The sequence below is a fragment of the Stenotrophomonas sp. Sm10 genome, assembly GCF_030985515.1.
In the GTDB taxonomy this organism is placed as follows: Bacteria; Pseudomonadota; Gammaproteobacteria; order Xanthomonadales; family Xanthomonadaceae; genus Stenotrophomonas; species Stenotrophomonas hibiscicola.
In genome coordinates, this window is record NZ_JAPTFO010000071.1 from 1 (window position 1) to 20,011 (window position 20,011).

At 66.2% G+C, this 20,011-nt stretch carries 16 protein-coding genes and 1 riboswitch; of the genes, 7 read left to right on the forward strand and 9 right to left on the reverse strand.

Annotation, left to right across the window (positions count from 1 at the left end; genetic code table 11):
* Nucleotides 1–105: 105 nt before the first annotated feature.
* The 3 genes from O0J15_RS16670 to O0J15_RS16680 form a co-directional block, all read right to left on the reverse strand.
* The gene (locus O0J15_RS16670; RefSeq protein ID WP_021204704.1) at nt 106–2,862 is read right to left on the reverse strand and encodes a TonB-dependent receptor; all 2,757 of its coding nucleotides are present in this window, start codon (nt 2,860–2,862) and stop codon (nt 106–108) included.
* Nucleotides 2,863–3,247: 385 nt separating this feature from the next.
* Nucleotides 3,248–4,096 (reverse strand): hypothetical protein, encoded by an 849-nt coding sequence (locus O0J15_RS16675; RefSeq protein ID WP_134732305.1) that lies wholly within the window; start codon nt 4,094–4,096, stop codon nt 3,248–3,250.
* Nucleotides 4,097–4,212: 116 nt separating this feature from the next.
* Nucleotides 4,213–5,106 (reverse strand): Hsp33 family molecular chaperone HslO, encoded by an 894-nt coding sequence (locus tag O0J15_RS16680; RefSeq protein ID WP_021204702.1) that lies wholly within the window; start codon nt 5,104–5,106, stop codon nt 4,213–4,215.
* A 77-nt stretch (nt 5,107–5,183) separates the two neighbouring features.
* Between O0J15_RS16680 and mtgA the strand changes: the two genes are divergently transcribed.
* From mtgA to O0J15_RS16695, 3 genes are read left to right on the forward strand one after another with little or no spacing between them, the layout of a single operon-like run.
* Nucleotides 5,184–5,933 carry a monofunctional biosynthetic peptidoglycan transglycosylase gene (mtgA, locus tag O0J15_RS16685; protein WP_164145437.1) on the forward strand — a complete coding sequence of 250 codons (750 nt, stop codon included), beginning with the start codon at nt 5,184–5,186 and terminating at the stop codon, nt 5,931–5,933.
* Nucleotides 5,934–5,979: 46 nt separating this feature from the next.
* The gene (locus tag O0J15_RS16690) at nt 5,980–6,999 is read left to right on the forward strand and encodes a glycosyltransferase family 2 protein (protein WP_308305982.1); all 1,020 of its coding nucleotides are present in this window, start codon (nt 5,980–5,982) and stop codon (nt 6,997–6,999) included.
* Nucleotides 6,959–7,390 carry a CBS domain-containing protein gene (locus O0J15_RS16695; protein ID WP_308305983.1) on the forward strand — a complete coding sequence of 144 codons (432 nt, stop codon included), beginning with the start codon at nt 6,959–6,961 and terminating at the stop codon, nt 7,388–7,390. The genes O0J15_RS16690 and O0J15_RS16695 overlap by 41 nt, the downstream gene beginning before the upstream one ends.
* A 479-nt stretch (nt 7,391–7,869) precedes the next feature.
* Here the strand turns inward: O0J15_RS16695 and O0J15_RS16700 are convergent, their stop codons facing one another.
* From O0J15_RS16700 to O0J15_RS16715, 4 genes are all read right to left on the reverse strand, one after another.
* Complete coding sequence (locus tag O0J15_RS16700) at nt 7,870–9,843, reverse strand: AsmA family protein (protein WP_308305984.1); 1,974 nt, start codon at nt 9,841–9,843, stop codon at nt 7,870–7,872.
* An 83-nt stretch (nt 9,844–9,926) separates the two neighbouring features.
* Nucleotides 9,927–10,565, reverse strand: coding sequence for a hemolysin III family protein (locus O0J15_RS16705; RefSeq protein ID WP_021202025.1), 639 nt, complete (start codon nt 10,563–10,565; stop codon nt 9,927–9,929).
* 153 nt (nt 10,566–10,718) lie between these two features.
* A complete protein-coding gene (locus O0J15_RS16710; RefSeq protein WP_019660067.1) occupies nt 10,719–12,323 on the reverse strand; it encodes a peptide chain release factor 3 in 1,605 nt (534 codons plus the stop codon).
* 66 nt (nt 12,324–12,389) lie between these two features.
* Nucleotides 12,390–13,274 (reverse strand): M23 family metallopeptidase, encoded by an 885-nt coding sequence (locus tag O0J15_RS16715; RefSeq protein WP_308305985.1) that lies wholly within the window; start codon nt 13,272–13,274, stop codon nt 12,390–12,392.
* Nucleotides 13,275–13,421: 147 nt separating this feature from the next.
* Nucleotides 13,422–13,540: riboswitch (SAM riboswitch) on the forward strand.
* Nucleotides 13,541–13,617: 77 nt separating this feature from the next.
* On the opposite strand from O0J15_RS16715, the gene O0J15_RS16720 reads away from it, so the two are divergent.
* The 3 genes from O0J15_RS16720 to O0J15_RS16730 are packed head-to-tail and all read left to right on the forward strand — an operon-like array spanning nt 13,618 to nt 16,945.
* The gene (locus tag O0J15_RS16720; protein ID WP_308305986.1) at nt 13,618–14,649 is read left to right on the forward strand and encodes a homoserine O-succinyltransferase; all 1,032 of its coding nucleotides are present in this window, start codon (nt 13,618–13,620) and stop codon (nt 14,647–14,649) included.
* Complete coding sequence (locus tag O0J15_RS16725; protein WP_111098789.1) at nt 14,646–15,881, forward strand: O-succinylhomoserine (thiol)-lyase; 1,236 nt, start codon at nt 14,646–14,648, stop codon at nt 15,879–15,881. The genes O0J15_RS16720 and O0J15_RS16725 overlap by 4 nt, the downstream gene beginning before the upstream one ends.
* Complete coding sequence (locus O0J15_RS16730; protein ID WP_019660063.1) at nt 15,878–16,945, forward strand: homoserine dehydrogenase; 1,068 nt, start codon at nt 15,878–15,880, stop codon at nt 16,943–16,945. The genes O0J15_RS16725 and O0J15_RS16730 overlap by 4 nt, the downstream gene beginning before the upstream one ends.
* A 107-nt stretch (nt 16,946–17,052) precedes the next feature.
* Here O0J15_RS16730 and O0J15_RS16735 read toward each other — a convergent pair whose 3' ends face one another.
* Complete coding sequence (locus tag O0J15_RS16735) at nt 17,053–18,048, reverse strand: alpha/beta hydrolase (protein ID WP_308305987.1); 996 nt, start codon at nt 18,046–18,048, stop codon at nt 17,053–17,055.
* Between the two features lie 203 nt (nt 18,049–18,251).
* A complete protein-coding gene (locus tag O0J15_RS16740) occupies nt 18,252–19,634 on the reverse strand; it encodes an L-serine ammonia-lyase (RefSeq protein ID WP_021202030.1) in 1,383 nt (460 codons plus the stop codon).
* 100 nt (nt 19,635–19,734) lie between these two features.
* Here O0J15_RS16740 and O0J15_RS16745 point away from each other — a divergent pair, with 100 nt between their 5' ends.
* Complete coding sequence (locus O0J15_RS16745; protein ID WP_026347031.1) at nt 19,735–19,965, forward strand: glutaredoxin family protein; 231 nt, start codon at nt 19,735–19,737, stop codon at nt 19,963–19,965.
* Nucleotides 19,966–20,011 lie beyond the last annotated feature (46 nt).

The window sequence follows — 20,011 nt, forward strand, 5'->3', positions numbered from 1 at the left end:
GCAATTGCCGCGGCCTTTTTCGTTGGGTGCTGCCGCAGCCTGGAATGCACAAAAAACAACGGCCCCTTGCGGGGCCGTTGCTGCATCAGCCGATCAGTGGATCGATCAGAACTTCTGCTTGTACTGCATGTACATGTAGCGGCCCGGCAGGTCGTACTGCGGGTCGAACATGTTGTACGAGGTCGAGTACGAGACCGGCGGATCCTTGTCCCACACGTTGTTCAGGCCGACCATGATGGTGCCCTTCCACGGCGTGTTGTAACGGAACTGGATGTCGTGGTAGGTGGTCGCGCCCATGTGGTTCTTGCCGTTCTGGCCATCGGAGCAGTAGCCCACCAGGTCGGCGTCACCCACCGGATCGAACGGGCAGTCTTCGGTCATGCCCGACTTGTAGCGCAAGCCGTAGTTGACGCCGAAATCGCCGTACGACCAGTCGACGTACAGGTTGGAGCGGATACGCCAGTACGGATCCTGGTCGAGGTAACGGCCGGCGCGGCCATCCAGCGGTGCATCTTCGGTCGACTTCGTATCCCACTTGGACAGGTAGGTGCCGTCCAGGCTGATGGTGAACTGACCGATCGAGGTTTCCGGCAGCTTGTACAGGATGCCCAGATCCCAGCCTTCCACCTTGTACGACGACAGGTTCTGCAGCGGCATGTCGACGTTTGTGATGGTGTAGCGCTGGGTGGCAGTGCCGTAGTTCGGATCACGGGTGATCAGGCCACAGTAGGCTGCCTGTTCCTGCGGGGAACCACCGTAGCAGCGATCCATGATGTCCTGGATGGCCGGGCGGGTGATGGCGTCCTCGATCTTGATCTGCCACCAGTCCAGGGTCACGTTCAGGCCCTGCACGAAGCTCGGGCTCCACACCAGGCCCAGCGTCTTGCTGGTCGAGGTTTCCGGCTTCAGATCCGGATTCGACTTCCAGGTGAATGCTTCCGGCGTCTGCTTGTTCGCACCGCTGCCGGCACCGGGCTGCTGGAAGTTCGCCGGGACGCCTTCGGCGGCGCATTGGGCGGCAACCGCACCAGTGCGACGACCGCTGGATGCGGAGCAGGGATCGGCGTAGGTTTCGAACGAATCGGTGTTGCCGCGATACAGATTGTTGATGCTCGGAGCGCGGAAGCCTTCGGAGTAGTTGCCGCGGACCATCAGGTCGTCGATCGGCTTCCAGCGGAAACCGAACTTGTTGTTGGTGGTGTTGCCGAAGTTGCTGTAGTCAGAGAAACGCGAGGCGACACTGAGGTCGAGCAGCTTGGCGCCCGGCAGATCGGCCAGCACAGGAATCGAGAGTTCCAGGAAGAACTCGTCCAGGTCGTAAGCGCCCTTGGTGGGAGCTGCACCGTTGCCGGTGCTGAGGCCTGCAGCGATGAAGGCATCTGGATCGAACTGGCCGCTTTCCTTACGACCCTCATAACCGGCTGCAAAGCCAAGCGCACCCGCCGGGAGCTGCACGATTTCACCGGAGATGTTGGCGTAATAGCTCTTGGACACCAGGCTGGCAGAGTCATGCGCCGTGAACGAAGCGTAGTCCAGCGCAGCCTGCGAGATGGAACCCAGGCCGCCAAGCGGGTTGATCGGTACGCAGCCGGTGATGACCGCACCGGCAGAGGTCAGGCAGACCGGCTGACCGTCGCGGATCGCTGACGGACCGTAGGCTTCCGCCAGGCGCTGGCGGTTGAACAGACCATAGGTCAGGTCGTTCTGGTCGGTCTTGTCGTAACGGTAGCCGACATCCCAGTCGAAGTTCCTGTCAGCGATCTCGAAGAAGCCTTCGAAGCCGCCGTAGAAGTGCCAGTTCTTGACGTTCTGATTGAACGAGCGGCCGCCGGTTTCATTGAAACGACGCGACACGCTGGTCAGATCCACACCGTAGGGGTTGTAGATGCTCGATGCGCTCAGGCGCTGGCCAGTCACGGGCATGGCCGCCAACAGCTGCTCGGACTTGCGCTCGTTGTACATCGCCTCGGTGCGGAAGGTGATGTTGTCGGTAACGTTGTACGAACCGACCGCGAACAGCGAGGTGCGCTCGTTGGGGGTCAGCAGGTAGTTGTCCGGAGAAGTGTTGTAGCCGTGGACATTGGCGTTGAAGGGGGTCTCAACACCATTGATGATGACGTAGCGCTGGTCATTGCGGATGTACGAGCCCGGCAGGCCGGTGCTGCTCTGGCCGCCAAAGAACGGCGGACCACCGGCGGAGATCTTGCGATCACCAGCCATCACTTCCTTTTCATTCACGTAGGACGCACCCAGCACGAGTGACGCGCGATCGGTGGTGGTACCGATGGTGAAATCGGCGGCTTCGCGTTCGCCGTCGCCCTGGCTGTACTGTCCCTTGTAGAAGTTCGCTTCCGCGCCGTCGAAGTTCTGCTTGGTGATGATGTTCACCACGCCGGCGATGGCGTCCGAACCATAGATGGTCGATGCGCCGTCCTTGAGGACGTCGATGCGCTCGATCATCGCGGTCGGGATGGTGTTCAGGTCGACGCTGCCATCCAGGCCGGTGGTCCAGCGACGGCCGTTGACCAATACCAGGGTGCGCTCGGAACCGAGGTTACGCAGGCTGATGCCGGCCGAGCCATCACCGCCGTTGTTGAACGTACGGTTCAGCGCGGCGCCGTTGGCGGCGACGCGCTGCAGGATGTCGGCGACCGAGGTCACGCCCTGCTTTTCGATGTCGGCGCGGGTCAGGCTCAGGACCGGCTGCGAGGTTTCGATGTCGGTGCTCTTGATGCGCGAACCGGTGACCGAGATGCGGTCAAGGTTGGTCGCTTCCTGAGCCTGGGCGGTGGCTGTGGACGCCACACCGGCAACGAGCGCGACCAGAACGGCGTCGCGCAGCTTGTTGGACTGGAAATTCATTGGCTCTCTCTCTCCAAGAAATCTTGGCTGGGTTAATGCCCGGCGGGGGAGCGAAAAGCGCTCCCAAATCGCGAGGGCTGAACCGATAGTAGCGGGCGTTGGCCAAGAATTAAAGCTGCGTTAATCAATCCTGTGATTTTGGTAAAAATGAAATTTCACACTGGAAATCAAAGGGTTGAAGTGCACGTGCGCTGACGATGTCTCGTTTGTTAGCGCAAAGTGACGAAAAAAGTTCTCGTTGATGTGTATCACAGTGTGTCGGCATGCGTTGCGCGGTATCCAGTACGCCGAAAAGCGCGCTGCGTGTATCACGAGCGCGCACATGCAACGGGCGCCTTTCGGCGCCCGGAAGAAGTCATTGCAGTGAAGACCCACGTGGGCCGGGTCAGAGATCCTGTTCGTAACGCACGTACGGCACGGTGCCGTCGTCATTGCTTTCATTGCGCGGGGAGAACGGATTCTTGCCCCGGCTGATCACGTTCTCGGCGCCAACGGTCAGCTGGCCGGACCACGGGGTGCGCCAGGTCAGGCCGATGCCCAGGCCTTCCCACTTGCCAGGCTTGCCCGGCACGTCGATCACGCGGCCGATGATGCTGCCGGTGAAATTGCCGTACCCGGCGCCAATGCTCAGGCTTTTGCTGTCCCAGCGGTCGGCGATGGACGGCGCTGCGTCGGCCAACGGTACCAGCCGCGCCTTGGCGTAGGTACCGGCAATCGAGACAAAACCCTCGCGACCGATGTTCTTCTGCGCGAACACGGTCAGATCGTTCTGCTCGGCGCGCAGCGAGGGTGTCTTGTTCGGGCCGGACAGCCACGCCGGCAGGGTTTCACGGCCCGCGCCCGCGGTGATGCCGAGGCGGCCGCTGCCGCGGTTCAGCGCGGCAGTCCCGGTGAAGCGGCGGCTGTTGAGGTCGTCATCGTCACCCAGGCTGGCCAGCATGCAGTGACTGGCCAGGCCGCTCATGCTGGTCCCGCTGCTGCTGTTGCAGAGCAGGCCCAGCGAATCGCCGGACGACAGGCCGAAGGCCGCATCCAGCGAGTTGCGGCCGAAGTGCCAGCGGGCGCCGGCAGCCTGTTCACCGGTGGGCTCCAGGTACAGCAATGCCTCGACCTTGCCGCTGCCCTTGTTCCATACCGGCAGCACGGTCCGGGTGTCCTTGCTCTGCGCGTGCGCGCCCGTGATCGCGCCAAGGGCGATCAGCAGGGCCAGCGGTAGACGCAGGAAGGTACGCATCGGACCAGTTCAGACAAGGACGGACAACGGAAGTTCCCGTAGAGACGGGAACTTGATCGTAGGGTGTTTATGAATTCTTAACAAGCCTTGATCCCCCCAGATGCAAGACAAGCTGTTCACTGAAGCCGTTCGGGCGCCGGTACAGTCCCCTCGGCACCGTGGAACAGTATGCCGAACTCCGTCAAAGGAAAGTGATACTCCCGCCCGCAGAATTCGCAACGGACCTCGACGGCGCCGGTGTCCGCGGCCGCGGCACGTGCCTCGTCCTCGCCCAGCGACTGCAGCATCGATGCGACCCGCTCGCGGGAACAGGAGCAGGCGAAGGACAGCGGCTTGTCGCCCATCAGTTCCGGCTTCTCCTCGTGGAACAGGCGGTGCAGCAGCTGCTCGGCCGGGGTGGCCAGCAGTTCGGCCTTGCCCAGGGTCTCGAACAGGGCGCTGGCACGCGCCCAGCCGTCCTCGTCACCCTCATCGCCTGGCAGCTTCTGCAGCAGCAGGCCGGCGGCGCCATTGCGGTCGGCGGCCAGCAGCAGGCGCGTCGGCAGCTGCTCGGACTGGCGGAAGTAGTCCTCGAAGGCCTCGTCCAGCTCCGGTGCGGTCAGTGCGACCAGGCTCTGGTAGCGCTGCGGCTCGCGCGGGTCCAGGCCCGGGTTTTCGATGGTGATCGCGAGAAGGGCGTCATCACCCAGGCTGGACAGGTCGCGCGGCGCATCGGCCCCCTCGCTGAGCTGGGCGATGCCGCGCAGGGTACCGGCGGCGGTGCATTCGGCGAACAGGGTGCGCAGGGCGGTGCTGCTACGCAGCTGGATCGACAGGCGCCCATCGATCTTGGTATGGCCAGTGAACAGCGCCGAGGCAACACAGGCCTCGCCGAGCAGTTCGGCAGCGGTGTCCGGGTACGCGGCGTGGGACAGGATTTCCTGCCAGGTGGCCTGCAGGCGCACGTGGACGCCACGGACGCCAGCGTCGGGCAGCAGGAAGCGGATCAGGGAATCGGGGTTGGCGGTCATCGGCTCACATCGCGCGTAAACGGGGGCGGTTGCCGGATAATGCGCCGACAACCAGATAGAAGAAGGATGCACCAGTAATGGGGGCAGGGGGAGAGCAGCACAAGGTGGAGGCGGCCGCGGACCTCCCGCGCCGCAGGCGCTGGCGCTGGAAACGGCTGCTGTGGCTGCCGGTGTTGCTGGCGGCCTTCAGCTGCCTGCAGGTGCTGGTGCTGCGGTTCATCGACCCGCCGGTATCCACGGTCATGCTGTGGCGCTATGGCGAGGCGCTGGGCGAGGCCGATTGGTCCTATCGCCTGCATTACCAGTGGCGCGACCTGGACCAGATGGCGCCGAGCCTGCCGATCTCGCTGGTGGCGGCCGAAGACCAGCGCTTCCCCGTCCACAATGGCTTCGACCTGCAGGCCATCGAGAAGGCCCGCGACCACAATGCCAAGGGCGGGCGACTGCGTGGCGCCAGCACGATCAGCCAGCAGGTGGCCAAGAACCTGTTCCTCTGGCAGGGCCGCAGCTGGATCCGCAAGGGGCTGGAGGTCTGGTACACCGTGCTGATCGAAGCGCTGTGGCCAAAGGAGCGCATCCTGGAGATGTACGCCAACATCGCCGAGTTCGGTGATGGCGTGTACGGAGCGCAGGCAGCGGCACAGACATTCTGGGGCAAGGATGCGGCGCGGTTGAGCCCGGCCGAGAGCGCGCGGCTGGCGGCGGTGTTGCCGGCGCCGCGGCGCTACAACGCGGCAAAGCCAGGGCCGTACGTGCAGCGGCGTGCGGCCTGGATCCAGCGCCAGGCACGGCAGCTGGGTGGGGCCGCGTACCTTTCGGAAGAGTGAGCGCGCGCTGCCTGATCTGCGGGCGGCGGCAACGTACAATCCGGGCATGACCCGCGAACGGCTTACTTTCGTCATCGCCGCCTACAACGAGGCCCTGGCATTGCCGTTGCTGCATCCGCGGTTGTGCGCGGTGCTCGACGCGCTGCCCGACATCGACGGCCACATCCTGTACGTGGACGACGGCAGCCATGACGGCACGTGGGAGGTGATCGCCCGCCTGGCCCAGTCCGATGCACGGGTTTCCGCACTGAAGCTGTCGCGCAATTTCGGCAAGGAAGCGGCGCTGACCGCCGGGCTGGACCTGGTGCGCGAAGGCGCGGCGATGATCCTCGACGCCGACGGCCAGGATCCGCCGGAACTGGTGCCGCAGTTCGTCGCGCGCTGGCGTGAGGGCCATGACAACGTGTATGGCACGCGCATGGCCCGCGACGGCGAGGCCTGGATCAAGCGCGCCACGGCGGCGATGTTCTACCGGGTGATCGGTCGTCTGTCACGCACGCCGATCCCGGCCGATACCGGTGATTTCCGCCTGCTGTCGCCGCGTGCGCTGAGCGCGCTGCGCGAGATGCGTGAGCGCCACCGCTTCATGAAGGGGCTCTTCAGTTGGGTGGGTTTCAAGCGGATCGCGGTCCCCTATCACCGCCATGCGCGCGTGGCCGGCACCAGCAAGTTCAGCCTGTGGCGGCTGTGGAACTTCGCGCTGGAGGGCATTACCGGCTTCTCCACCGTGCCGTTGCGGGTGGCGACCTACCTGGGGCTGGTAACGGCGGCGGTGGCCTTCGTATTCGGTGTGTGGGTGATCATCAAGGCGGCGCTGTATGGCGACCGGGTGGCGGGCTGGCCGACGATGATGGCGGTGATCCTTTTCCTGGGCGGGGTGCAGCTGATCGCGCTGGGCCTGATCGGTGAGTACCTGGGGCGGCTGTACGAAGAGTCAAAGCAGCGGCCGTTGTACCTGGTTGACACGTGGCTAGCATCCGCCGTGGCAGACTCTGCCCTGCAACCCACCCTTGGAGGGCAGGCAGATGACCACGGTACGGCAACTGTTGGACGGCAAGTCTCCTGAAGTGCATGCGGTCGCGCCGGAGGCGGCGGTGATCGATGCGATCCGGCTGATGGCGGAAAAGGGTATTGGTGCGGTGCTGGTGATGGAGGGGCCGCGGCTGGTCGGCATTCTTTCCGAGCGCGATTACGCGCGCAAGATCGTGCTGCGTGATCGTTCCTCACGAGATACGGCGGTGGCCGAGATCATGACCGCACAGGTGGTGACGGTCTCGCCGGGCGAGCAGGTGGAGCATTGCCTGCAGCTGGTGACCGACTACCGCATCCGCCACCTGCCGGTGGTGGAAAGCGCGCAGGTGCTGGGGGTGATCTCGATCGGCGACCTGGTGAAGTCGGTGATCGATGCGCAGCGGCGCGAGCTGGACCAGCTGCAGCAGTACATCGTCGCCGGGTGAGGGTGTCGCTGGCGGGCCGCAGGCCCGCTTTTTGAAGCCAGAGCCAGAGCTGAGAGCAGCGCCTTCCTGTCCTGCGGGGAGGCGGAGGGCATGGGCGTGCAGGACACGCCGTGAACCCATCCATGGGGGCTCGATGGCGCCATCCATGGCGCCAACGGTCCTGCACGCCCATGCCCTCCGCCTCTGGACACATTTCTGCGAGCGCGGTGCGTACATGCGCGGTGCCTCGCCTTTTGTAGGTGCCAACCTTGGTTGGCAACAGCTTTTGACTTTGCTTTTTTCTTTTGACTTTGAATTTCCGCTCTCGTTCCGCGCGCGCAGGAAACTGTCGGGAGGGGGACGGGTGACGCAGGCAGGACCGTTGGCGCCATGGATGGCGCCATCGAGCCTACAGGGACGTACTTGCGGCGTGTCCTGCCTGCGTCACCCGTCCCCCTCAAGCCGCGATCAATGCAGGCGCCGCGAACAACGCTGTAAACCTACTTCGCATACTGCCCGCCGCAGTCGGCATCCTTCCCCGGCCCCAGTTCGATCGTCGCCAGCAACGCCGCCGGCGGCGCGATGCTGCCCAGCGCCAGGGCCACGGCGCCACGAATACCCAACGCCTTGAAGTCGGGCCGGAATGACGGGTCCTTGAAGGTGCCACTGATGTGCAGCGGAGAACGCAGTACCAGAATGCTCCTGTCCTTCGGGCGTGGCTTCAGCAGCAGGTCCAGGGTCTCGTCGCGCAGGCTCACCGTGCCTTCGCCGATGAGGATCGTGTCGGTGGTGTCCACCGCCATCGCCTGGCTGGTCATCAGGCCGTCGCGCACGCCGAAGTCGGCGAAGGCGCAGCGCAGGGGGATCTGCTTGTCGCCGGTCACCAGGAATTTCAGCGATTCGGTGATGTCCAGCCCCGCCAGTTCCATTACCAGGTTGCCGACATGGCCGCGGCCCATCGCCAGGCCGACCTTGCCACTGCTGCTGCCGAGCATTGCGGCGACCGAGTTGCCGTGGCCGCTCAGGTCCACCTCGCCGCCGATGCCACCCTTGGCCTGTTCAGCCAGCTTGGCGTCAGGGAACAACTGGCCCAGCTGCACGCCGCGCACGCTGGCCTTCAGCGCGGTGCTGATCTGCGGACGACGCGCGTCCATGCGGATCGTGCTGCGGATGTCGCCGCCGGCGACGCCGAAGTTCAGCGGGTCCAACCGCAGCACGCCGTCATCCAGCAACAGGTGCGCATCCATGTCGTCCAGCGGCAACGAAGGGGCGTTGATGCGGTGGGCCTTCCAGCGCACGTCGGCATCCATGGCGCGCAGCTTGCCCAGGTTGTAGGGCGTGTCGGGCAGCACCCGTGCACGGGCGGCAATCCGTGCGGCCTCGGCCTTCTGCTCTGCGTTGGCCGTTTCGCCGCCGCCGGTTTTTGGCGGGGCGCCGACGAAGCCGGCAAGGTCATCAAAGTCCAGGCGCCTGGATTGCAGCGTGGCGGTCAGCCGTGGACGATCGCGTCCCACCTCGAACTGCAGGTTGCCTCCCAGGTCGCTGTCGCCGACCTTGCCAGTGAAGCTGTCGTAACGCCAGACGTCGTGGTCGCGTTTGAGGCGTCCGTTCAACGCATAGGGCGGTGAGGGCGGGATGGCGATGCCGAGCAGAGGGTAGAGATCGGCCAGGTCCTGGCCGCTGAGCGCGAACTGCAGGTCGAACACGCGCAGCTGGAAGGGGTTGGTCAGCGTGCCACTGGCGACTGCGTGAGTGGCGCCGGCCCGGCCATCGAGATGGATGCGGAACGGGTGGTCGCTGTCGGTCAGTTCCAGGGGGGATTCAGTGCCGCCGCGCAGCGTGAACGGATTGCCCTGCCAGCGGCCTTTACCCTGCACCAGCAGCGGTGGCGCAGTGTCGGCCTGCTTCGGTTGGCCGCTGCGCACGTCCACGAGGATGTCGGTGCGGCCCAGCGTGTCGAGGAACTGCAGGCGACCGTCGTCGATGCGCAGCCGCTTGAGTTGGGGGCTTGCCCCGCCGGTGCTGCCGCCGAGGAAATCCCAGTTGCCCGGGTCTCCCTTGCGCGGTGCGGTTTCCAGCAGCACATCCGGCCGGGTCAGGCGTACTTCGGGCAGCTGCACGCTGCCGCGCAGCAGGGGCCACACCCGCACATCGATCTCGACGCGGTCCGCCGTGGCCATGGCGGGCTGTTTTGCCCAGCTGGCATTGGCGAAGGTGATCGCATCGGCGCGGATCGTGCTGGTGCGGCCGAGGTCGACATCCAGGTTCCCGATGTGCAGTGCGCGGCCGGTGCGTGCCTGCACCGCACGCTCCAAGGGCCCCTTGAACCAGTTCCAGTCCCACAACGCGAACAGCACCAGTATTGCCGCCAGCATGAAGACCAGGATCGTCAGCCAGCGCCGGCCACGTGGGCCGGGACGGCGGAGGCGCCAGCGGTGCGTGCGCTTTGCAGCAGGGGAGGCGGCAGCATTCACGCTGCCATGGTTGCCCCCTCTTCGTGGACAGGGCGCGAAGCGTCCATGTGCATGGCGTGCACGCGCTGCGTTCGAGCGGTCGTTTACAACACCTGCATGGTGACCGCGACAAAGTGGCAGACACTGCCGCCGATCACGAACAGGTGCCAGATCGCATGCGAGTACGGGATCGATTCACGGTGGTAGAAATAGGTGCCCAGCGTGTACGACAGGCCGCCGGCAAACAGCCAGGCGAGGGTGCCACCGTCGATCGAGGCCCACATCGGCTTGATCGCCACGATCACCAGCCAGCCCATGGCGATGTAGATCACCGTGGAGAGCACCTTGAAGCGGCCGGTGTAGAACAGCTTGAACACCACACCCGCCAGCGCCAGCGCCCAGATCGCAGTGAACAGGCCCCAGCCCCACGGACCGCGCAGGCCGATCAGGGTGAACGGGGTATAGGTGCCCGCGATCAGCACGTAGATCGCGCAGTGGTCGAACACCTTCAGCCGGCCCTTGGCGACCGGATGCTGGATGGCGTGATACAGGGTGGAGGCGGTGTACAGAAGCAGCAGCGCGATACCGAATACGATCGCGCTGGCCAGCTGCCAGCCGTCGCCGTAGATCGCAGCCAGGGTGATCAACACCGCACTGGCGGCCAGGGCGAATACCGCGCCCAGGCCATGGGTCAGGGCGCTGGCGACTTCTTCACGGATCGAAGCAATGGACGTCGTGGACATGGGCATGGGCGTTGTTCGCGGGGAGGGGGACCCGCGTCCCCCTATCATCGCCGCGATGGCCGCCATGTGCACGCCCGTCACCGTATGGGGGATGAATCCGCGCCTATCCACGCATGGCGTGGATCTACCAGGCGCGGATCCGCCTCCGTGGCATCAGCCCACCGAAACGGTATGCGCCGCTTCGCGGGTGGCCGAGAAGCGCACGTCCGGCGAGCGTTCCTGCGCCAGCTGCAGGTTGACCCGGGTCGGCGCCAGGTAGACCAGGTGCCCGGCCGCATCCAGGGCCAGGTTCAGCGCGTTCTTCTCGCGGAATTCTTCCAGCTTCTTCTCGTTGCTGCAGTGGACCCAGCGCGCGGTGGTCACACTGACCGGCTCGAAGGTGGCTTCCACGCCGTACTCGTCCTTCAGGCGGTAGGCGGCCACGTCGAACTGCAGCACACCCACCGCACCCAGGATCAGGTCGTTGCTGGTGAGGGGGCGGAAGAACTGGGTTGCGCCTTCCTCGGACAGCTGGGCCAGGCCCTTCTGCAGCTGCTTGAGCTTGAGCGGATCGCGCAGGCGTGCGCGACGGAACAGTTCCGGGGCGAAGTTGGGAATGCCGGTGAAGGTGACCGCTTCGCCTTCGGTGAAGGTATCGCCGATGGAGATGGTGCCGTGGTTGTGGATGCCGATCACATCGCCCGGCCACGCCTCGGCCGCGATCTCGCGATCGCTGGCCATGAAGGTCAACGCGTTGGCCAGCTTCATTTCCTTGCCGGTGCGCACGTGGAAGGTCTTCATGCCGGCGCTGAAACGGCCCGAGCAGACCCGCATGAAGGCCACGCGGTCACGGTGCTGCGGGTCCATGTTGGCCTGGATCTTGAACACAAAGCCGGTCAGCTTGTTCTCTTCCGGTGCGATCTGGCGGCCGGTGGTGGAGCGCGCCTGCGGCGATGGCGCGTGCTCGACGAAGAAGTCCAGCAGTGGCTGCACGCCGAAGTTGTTCACGCCCGAGCCGAAGAACACCGGGGTCTGCTTGCCGGCGCGGTAGGCGTCCAGGTCGAACGGGTGGCTGGCGCCCTGCACCAGTTCCAGCTCGTCGCGCAGGTCGGCCAGCATCTGTGCACCGATCTTCTCGGCCAGGCCGGGGGCATCGATGGACGGGAAGATGGTGGAATCCTGGCGGGTGAAGTTGCGGCCCGGCTCATACAGGTGCACTTCGCCGGTCAGCAGGTGCACCACGCCCTTCAGGCGCTGGCCCATGCCGATGGGCCAGGTGACCGGGGCGCACTGGATGCCCAGCACGGTTTCCACTTCATCCAGCAGCTCGATCGGGTCCTTGCCCTCGCGGTCGAGCTTGTTGATGAAGGTCATGATCGGGGTGTCGCGCAGTCGGCAGACTTCCATCAGCTTGATGGTGCGCTCTTCCACGCCCTTGGCCACGTCGATCACCATCAGCGCCGAGTCCACCGCAGTCAGCACGCGGTAGGTGTCCTCGCCGAAGTCGGCGTGGCCGGGGGTGTCGAGCAGGTTGACGATCTTGCCTTCGTACGGGAACTGCATCACCGAGGAGGTGACCGAGATGCCGCGCTCCTTTTCCAGTGCCATCCAGTCGGAGGTGGCGTGGCGGGCGGCCTTGCGGCCCTTGACCGAACCGGCCATCTGGATCGCGCCTCCGAACAGCAGCAGCTTTTCGGTCAGCGTGGTCTTGCCGGCGTCAGGGTGGGAAATGATGGCGAAGGTGCGGCGACGCGACGCTTCGTTGGCGACTTCGGACATGGCAGTGGCGCCCGCCCGGGGCGCTATTCAAAGAGATAAGCGCCCGATTATACCGGCCGGGGCCGGTCAGCGCCCGGTACCGCCGTCTGCTTCGCCCTGGCGGGCGAACTGCAGCTGTCCCTGCCCGGCGAAGATGCGCACCGGCACCGAGCGCAGGCCCATGCCGCGGTTGACCTGCACCACGAAGTGCAGGTGCGGCGCAGTGCTGTAGCCGCTGTTGCCGGACAGGCCGATCGGTTGCCCGGCTCCCACCGCCTGGCCGCGGCGCACGCGCATGCCGCCGTCCTGGAGGTGGCCGTACAGGGCCATGCTGCCGTCGCTGTGCAGCACGCGGATGAAATTGGCACGGGCACCATCGCGCACGCGGTCCTGGCCATTGCCACGGAAGCCATCCTGGATCTGCATCACCGTGCCCTCGCGCGCGGCCAGCACCAGGGTGCCCTCCGGCAGTGCGAAGTCGACCGCGTCGCGGTTCTCCTCGTCGTCATGGCTGAATCGCCCCTGCGGCGCTTGGTCCACACGCAGGCGGGCCGCATCGAACGGCAGGCGATAGGCGACATCTTCGGCCTGTGCGGCCGGGTTGCCCGGCACCGACTGCAGTCGCAGATCCAGCATGCGGCCATCGATCGGGGCGGGCAGGTGGCCGACCACCAGGCTGCTGTCGCCCTGGATCAGCGACTCGACCGGGAGGCCTTCGACCGGGTGTCCGGGGGCGGCGCGCAGCTGGATCTGCAGCGGCCCTGCCAGCCCGTTGTCGATCCGCGCCTGCCATTGCGTACCGACCGGCTGCAGGCGCAACTGGGCCATGGGGGCGGCGCCCTCGGCACTGCCTGCGCGGGTGGCACGGGCGGAAGGGGGAGCCAGTCCCCAGCCCTGGCGCCAGTCGCCGGCGTGTACGGTCGCGCTCGCCAGCAGAGGCAACAGCAGGCAGGACAGGGGCAGGCGCGGCATCGGGGTTTCCAGCGAGAGGACCGCCGGGACTGTACCCGATCCTGAACGGGGCGACCGGGACGGCCCTCGCAGAGTGACCCTGGAAATATCTATCGCTTTATCCGCATGAAGGGATTGACAGTGCCGGAAAGGGCTGGCATCGTGACTCCACCATCGAGACCGGCAGAGGGACAGGCCCTTTGAAGCCGGGGCAGCCCGCAGGCGCGCAAGCGTCTGCGTAGGTGCCAAATCCTGCGGGGACCGTGGCGTCCACCGAAAGATGGTTCGAACCATGCACCGCACGTGCATCTCGAACGCGGGCCCCGCGAAGGCTCGATGGCCGATTCCCCAACCGGATCCCGCCATGAGCTTCGCCGCCAGCACCGCCATTCGCCCCGAACCCTTTGTCCCCGTCAGCGTGCCGGTCGCAGACCGCGTGCATGCCGAGCGCGGCGAGTTCGCCGCAGTGCTGTCGATGCGTCACGCAGGTCCCAGTCCGGTGCGCCTGCGCTATGAATGGGTCGGCCCGGCCAATGCGCCGGTGGTGGTACTGGCCGGTGGCATTTCCGCCCATTGCCACGTGGCGTCCAATGCACAGTTCAGCGAGAAGGGCTGGGCCGAAGGCCTGGTCGGCAGCGGGCGCGCGCTGGATCCGCAGCTGCTGCGCGTGCTGGCCGTCGATTTCGTCGGTGCCGACGGTGCGCTGGACGTGCCGATCGATACCGCCGATCAGGCCGACGCATTGGCGCTGGTGCTGGATCATCTCGGCATTCGCGCGCTCAAAGCCTTCGTCGGCTATTCGTATGGCGCGCTGGTCGGCCAGCAGTTCGCGATCCGGCATCGTGCCCGCGTGCGCCAGTTGGTGCTGGCCAGCGGTGCGCATCGTCCGCACCCTTATGCCGCCGCCTGGCGCGCATTGCAGCGTCGCGCGGTCGCGCTGGGCCAGCTGCAGTGCGGCGAAGACCACGGCCTGGCCCTGGCGCGGCAGTTTGCCATGCTCAGCTACCGTACCCCGGAAGAATTCGGCGAGCGCTTCGATGCCGCACCGGAAGTGATCAATGGCCGCGTGCGCGTGGCTGCCGAAGACTATCTCGACGCGGCCGGCGCGCAGTACGTCGCGCGCACGCCGGTGACCGCTTACCTGCGCCTGTCCGAATCGATCGATCTGCACCGCGTCGACCCGGCCGCGATCCTGCCGCCGACCGTGGTGGTGGCCGTGGAGGGCGACCGCCTGGTGCCGCTGGCCGACCTGGTCGGCCTGGTCGAAGGGCTGGGCCCGCGCGGCAGCCTGCGCGTTCTGCGCTCGCCCTATGGCCACGACGCCTTCCTCAAAGAAACCGATCGCATTGACGCGATCCTCGCCACCGCCTTCCGTACTTCTGGAGAGTCCGCATGAGCCTGCACGCCAACGAGCCGTCCTGTAGCCGCACCACTGCCGCTGTCCGTGCCGGCATCGATCGGGACACTGCGCATGGCGCGGTCACGCCGCCGATCGTGCTGTCGTCGAACTTCAGCTTTGAAGGTTTCGGCAACAAGCGCCAGTACGACTACACGCGCAGTGGCAACCCGACCCGCGACCTGTTGGGCGAGGCGCTGGCGGAACTGGAGGGCGGCGCCGGTGGCGTCATCACGGCGACCGGCATGGGCGCGATCAACCTGGTGCTGAACGCACTGCTGCAGCCGGGCGATACCCTGGTGGTGCCGCACGATGCGTACGGCGGCAGCTGGCGCCTGTTCAATGCGCTGGCCAGGAAGGGCCACTTTGAACTGGTCACCGCCGACCTGACCGATCCGCGTGCACTGGCGCAGGCGTTGGCCACCCAGCCGAAGCTGGTGCTGGTCGAAACGCCGTCCAACCCGCTGCTGCGCATCACCGACCTGCGCTTCGTCATCGATGCCGCGCACAAGGCCGGCGCACTCGTGGTGGTCGACAACACGTTCCTGTCGCCAGCGCTGCAGCAACCGCTGTCGTTCGGTGCGGACCTGGTGCTGCACTCCACCACGAAGTACATCAACGGCCACAGCGATGTGGTGGGCGGGGCAGTGGTCGCGCGTGATCCGGCACTGCACGAGCAGCTGGTGTGGTGGGGCAACGCGCTGGGCCTGACGGGTTCACCGTTCGATGCCTTCCTGACCCTGCGCGGCCTGCGCACGCTGGATGCGCGCCTGCGCGTGCACCAGGAAAACACCGCGTCGATCGTTGCCCTGCTGGACCAGCATCCGGCGGTCGGCCGCGTCTATTACCCGGGGCTGGCCGATCACCCAGGCCACAGCATCGCCACGCGCCAGCAGAGTGGTTTCGGTGCGATGCTCTCGTTCGAACTGGCCGACTGCGAAGGCGACGATCCGCATGCCGCAGTGCGTGCATTCGTCGATGGCCTGCGCTGTTTCACGCTGGCCGAATCACTGGGCGGCGTCGAAAGCCTGATCGCGCATCCGGCCACCATGACCCACGCCGCGATGAGCGCCGAAGCGCGAGCCGCTGCCGGCATCAGCGAAGGCCTGCTGCGCCTGTCGGTCGGCATCGAGGCCGAGCGTGACCTGTTGGCCGATCTCGGCGCCGCTCTGCAGCGTGCCGAAGCGGTGATTGATGCGGCTGCGCGCCGCAAACAGGCGGTGGATGCATGAGCGCGCTCGCCGCAGAGATTCCTGCTCTGGGCGTGGGACGACTGGCGCTGCTTGGCACCGGCACGGTCGGCTCGGCCTTCGTACAGCGCTACCAGGCGTTGCAGGCACGTGGGCTGGAACTGCCCAGCGTGCAGTGGCTGGCCAATTCACGCACTGCGTTGGAGATCGATCGTGACCTGGCGGTGCCGCTGGAACTGGCACGGCGTGCACCGCGCGATGGCCAGAGTTCGCCACCGTGGGCGAGTGCCGAAGGACTGGAGCGTGGCGACGTGGTGGTCGACGCCACCGCCAGCGAAGACGTAGCCGCGCGCCACGTACAGTGGCTGGCGCGCGGCGTGCACGTGGTCACCGCCAACAAGCTGGGGCGTGGTGCGCAGCTGGCACGCGCGCAGGCCATTGCCGAGCGTTGCGCAGACACGGGTGCGCGCTACGGCGACAGCGCTACCGTCGGCGCCGGCCTGCCGCTGTTGAGCAGCCTGCGTGCGCTGCTGGCCGGTGGTGATCACATCCATGCCATCGAGGGCGTGCTGTCCGGTTCGCTGGCGTGGCTGTTCCATCGCTATGACGGCAAGTCGCCGTTCTCGGCGGCGGTGCGCGAGGCGCTGGCGGCCGGCTACACCGAGCCGGATCCGCGACTTGACCTGTCCGGCGAGGACGTGCGGCGCAAGCTGCTGATCCTGGCCCGCAGCAGCGGGCTGGCGCTGGATGCGTCGCAGGTAGAGGTGGATTCACTGGTGCCTGAAGCGCTGGCAGCGCTGCCGCTGGAGGATGCGGTGGCGGCGCTCGATCAGCTGGATGCGCCGTTGCAGGCGCGCTGGCAGCAGGCGCGCGACAATGGTCGTGTGCTGCGTTTCGTTGGCCGCGTTGATGCCGAGGGTGCACAGGTGGGCCTGCGTGAGCTTCCGGCCGACCATCCCTTGGCGCAGGGCGCGGGCACCGACAACCGCGTCGCCATCCATAGTGATCGCTATCGCCTGCAGCCGCTGTTGATCCAGGGGCCGGGCGCGGGTGCGGAAGTGACTGCGGCCGCGCTGCTGGATGATGTGTTGCGGATCGTCGGCTGATCGCACCGCTCCTGTAGCCGAGCCCACGCCCCGCTGCTCCTGGCAGAATCCCCATCTTGCCGCATGAGCCGAGCGTGGGCTCGGCTCTACAGGGGCACGCTTGCCGGTCAGCGCGACTTCAACGCCTTCAACAGCGCGCTGTTGAACTGCTTCGGGTCCTGCACCTGTGGCGAATGGCCCAGTTCGGCGAACTCGATCAGCGTCGCGCCCGGAATCGCCGCGGCTGCCGCTCTGCCGAGTGCCGGATAGTTGCCCAGCGTCGCCTTCACCGTCGGCGGCGCCAGGTCACGGCCGATCGCGGTACGGTCCTTCTGGCCGATGAACAACGTGGTGGGTACCTGCAGGTTCTTCAGCTCGTACACCACCGGCTGGTTGAACACCATGTCCGAGGCCAGGGCCTGGCTCCATGCAACGGCCTGCTTGCCCGGCCCTTCATACATGCCTGACTGCATCCGCGCCCACGGCTCGTAGGCCGGCTTCCATTTGCCGTCGTAGTACACGTCCAGCTGGTAGCGGCGGATGCTGTCATAGCTGATGTTCATTTCGCCGGCGTACCACGCGTCCACGCTGCGCCACGGCACGCCCAGCGCCTTCCAGTCCTCCAGCCCGATCGGGTTGACCAGTGCCAGGCTGCGCAGGTCCTGTGGGAACATCTGCGCGTAGCGCACTGCCAGCATGCCACCCATCGAATGACCGACCAGGTGCACCGGCACATCACCCAGCTGCAGTTGCTGCAGCAACGCATGGGTGTTGGCGGCCAGCTGCGCGAAGCTGTACTGGTAGCGCTCGGGCTTGCTGGATTTGCAGAAACCCACTTGGTCCGGGGCGATCACCCGGTAGCCGGCGGCAACCAGGGGCTTGATCGATTCCTTCCAGGTGGCCGCGCAGAAATTCTTGCCATGCAGCAGCACCACCACGCCGATGGGCGCCTTCTTCGGCGCGATGTCCAGGTAGGCCATCTCCAGCGGCTGCCGCTGCGATTCCAGCGCGAAGGTCTTCACTGGATAGCCGTAGTCGAAGCCCTCCAGGCGCGGCCCATAGCTGGGCGCGGCGAGGGCGGACAGCGGAAGGCAGGCAAGCAGGGCGGTAGCGATCACGCGCATGGGGCAGTCCTGGGCAGGGGAGCCCCGAGCCTAACCGCAACGCAGTGATGGTGTCGTCCGACCGGCCAGGGACAACGGGGTAGAGTCGACTGTCAGTCGACTGCTCTTCGATCAGACCGCGAACATCCCGCGCTGCGCGCGATAGTCGACTGACAGTCGGCTCTACCTGCGGCCCGGCGCCTGCGCGCCGGGCCCGGTCGACCTCAACACTCGATGACGTTCACCGCCAGGCCACCGCGGCTGGTTTCCTTGTACTTGTCCTGCATGTCGCGGCCGGTATCGCGCATGGTCTTGATCACCTTGTCCAGCGACACCTTGTGCTTGCCGTCGCCGCGCATCGCCATGCGCGAGGCATTGATCGCCTTCACCGCACCCATCGCGTTGCGTTCGATGCAGGGGATCTGCACCAGGCCGCCAATCGGGTCGCAGGTCAGGCCGAGGTTGTGCTCCATGCCGATTTCCGCGGCATTCTCGATCTGGCTGGGATTGCCACCCAGTGCCGCGACCAGGCCACCGGCGGCCATCGAGCAGGCCACGCCCACTTCGCCCTGGCAACCCACTTCGGCGCCCGAGATCGAGGCGTTTTCCTTGTACAGGATGCCGATCGCTGCCGAGGTCAGCAGGAAGTCGAATACGCGCTGCTCATTGGCGCCGGGGCAGAAACGGTCGAAGTAATGCAGCACCGCCGGCAGCACGCCGGCGGCACCGTTGGTCGGCGCGGTTACCACACGGCCACCGGCGGCATTTTCTTCGTTCACCGCCAGTGCGTACAGATTGACCCAGTCCAGCGTGGTCAGCGGGTCGCGCATTGCCGCTTCCGGCTTCGACGACAGCTCGCGGTACAGCGCCGGCGCACGACGGCCCACCTTCAGGCCACCCGGCAGCACGCCTTCCTCGCGGATACCGCGCGCCACGCAAGACTGCATTGCGCTCCAGATCTCGCGCAGCTGGGCACGAATCTCGTCTTCGCTGCGCCAGCACTTCTCGTTCTCGAACATCAGCTGGGCAATGCTCAGGCCGCTGCGTGCGGTCTGCGCCAGCAGCTCGTCGCCGCTCTTGAACGGGTAGGGCAACGGGGTCTCATCGGGCACGATCCGGTCGTCGGCCGCGTCGTCCTGGTTGACCACGAAGCCGCCGCCGACGGAGTAGTAATCGCGGGTAGCGATTACTTCGTCCTCGGCGTTGTAGGCGGTGAAGCGCATGCCGTTGGTGTGGTACGGCAGCTTCTGGCGCTTGTTCATGCCCAGGTCGCGCTTCTCGTCGAAAGCGATCTCGTGCTGGCCCATCAGCTGGATGCGCTTGCTGCTGCGGATGCGCTCGAGCGTAGCCGGAATGATGTCCGGGTCGATCAGGTTCGGGCGCTGGCCTTCCAGGCCGAGCAGGATCGCCTTGTCGGTGCCGTGGCCGCGGCCGGTCAGCGCCAGCGAGCCATAGACATCGGCGCGGATGCGCGCGACCTCGGGCAGGCGGCCCGGATCGAGCAGCCAGCGATGGATGAATCGCTCGGCGGCCTTCATCGGCCCGACGGTGTGCGAGGAACTCGGGCCAATGCCGATCTTGAAAACGTCGAACGTGCTGACAGCCATGGATGCCGTACTGCGGGTACCGGAAGAGACCGCTATTCTAGCGGCTCACGCCGCACTTCCATGGCTGCGGCGCAGCATTTCGGCAGAGGGAGCAAAACCGGTGTTGACTCTGTTCCAGCGTGACGATTGCCACCTGTGCGACATGGCCCTGGCCGAACTGGCCAAGGCGCGGGCGCCGGAGTTCGAATCGGTGTTCCTGGATGACCAGCCGGCGCTGGAATCGCGCTACGGCTCGCGGGTGCCGGTGCTCCGCGACGAGCGCGATGACCGCGAGCTGGACTGGCCGTTCGACGCGGCCACGGTGCAGGCCTGGCTGGCCGTCGATCGGTAGTGCCGGCCGCTGGCCGGCAACCCCTCTGTTCCCGGTGATGCCGGCC

Coding starts and splice junctions, on each gene's coding strand:
- O0J15_RS16740 (WP_021202030.1), bottom strand. CDS start 19,634: ATGGCTGTCAGCACGTTCGACGTTTTCAAGATCGGCATTGGCCCGAGT.
- O0J15_RS16735 (WP_308305987.1), bottom strand. CDS start 18,048: ATGCGCGTGATCGCTACCGCCCTGCTTGCCTGCCTTCCGCTGTCCGCC.
- O0J15_RS16710 (WP_019660067.1), bottom strand. CDS start 12,323: ATGTCCGAAGTCGCCAACGAAGCGTCGCGTCGCCGCACCTTCGCCATC.
- O0J15_RS16675 (WP_134732305.1), bottom strand. CDS start 4,096: ATGCGTACCTTCCTGCGTCTACCGCTGGCCCTGCTGATCGCCCTTGGC.
- O0J15_RS16670 (WP_021204704.1), bottom strand. CDS start 2,862: ATGAATTTCCAGTCCAACAAGCTGCGCGACGCCGTTCTGGTCGCGCTC.
- O0J15_RS16695 (WP_308305983.1), top strand. CDS start 6,959: ATGACCACGGTACGGCAACTGTTGGACGGCAAGTCTCCTGAAGTGCAT.
- O0J15_RS16680 (WP_021204702.1), bottom strand. CDS start 5,106: ATGACCGCCAACCCCGATTCCCTGATCCGCTTCCTGCTGCCCGACGCT.
- O0J15_RS16725 (WP_111098789.1), top strand. CDS start 14,646: ATGAGCCTGCACGCCAACGAGCCGTCCTGTAGCCGCACCACTGCCGCT.
- O0J15_RS16720 (WP_308305986.1), top strand. CDS start 13,618: ATGAGCTTCGCCGCCAGCACCGCCATTCGCCCCGAACCCTTTGTCCCC.
- mtgA (WP_164145437.1), top strand. CDS start 5,184: ATGGGGGCAGGGGGAGAGCAGCACAAGGTGGAGGCGGCCGCGGACCTC.
- O0J15_RS16715 (WP_308305985.1), bottom strand. CDS start 13,274: ATGCCGCGCCTGCCCCTGTCCTGCCTGCTGTTGCCTCTGCTGGCGAGC.
- O0J15_RS16705 (WP_021202025.1), bottom strand. CDS start 10,565: ATGTCCACGACGTCCATTGCTTCGATCCGTGAAGAAGTCGCCAGCGCC.
- O0J15_RS16730 (WP_019660063.1), top strand. CDS start 15,878: ATGAGCGCGCTCGCCGCAGAGATTCCTGCTCTGGGCGTGGGACGACTG.
- O0J15_RS16690 (WP_308305982.1), top strand. CDS start 5,980: ATGACCCGCGAACGGCTTACTTTCGTCATCGCCGCCTACAACGAGGCC.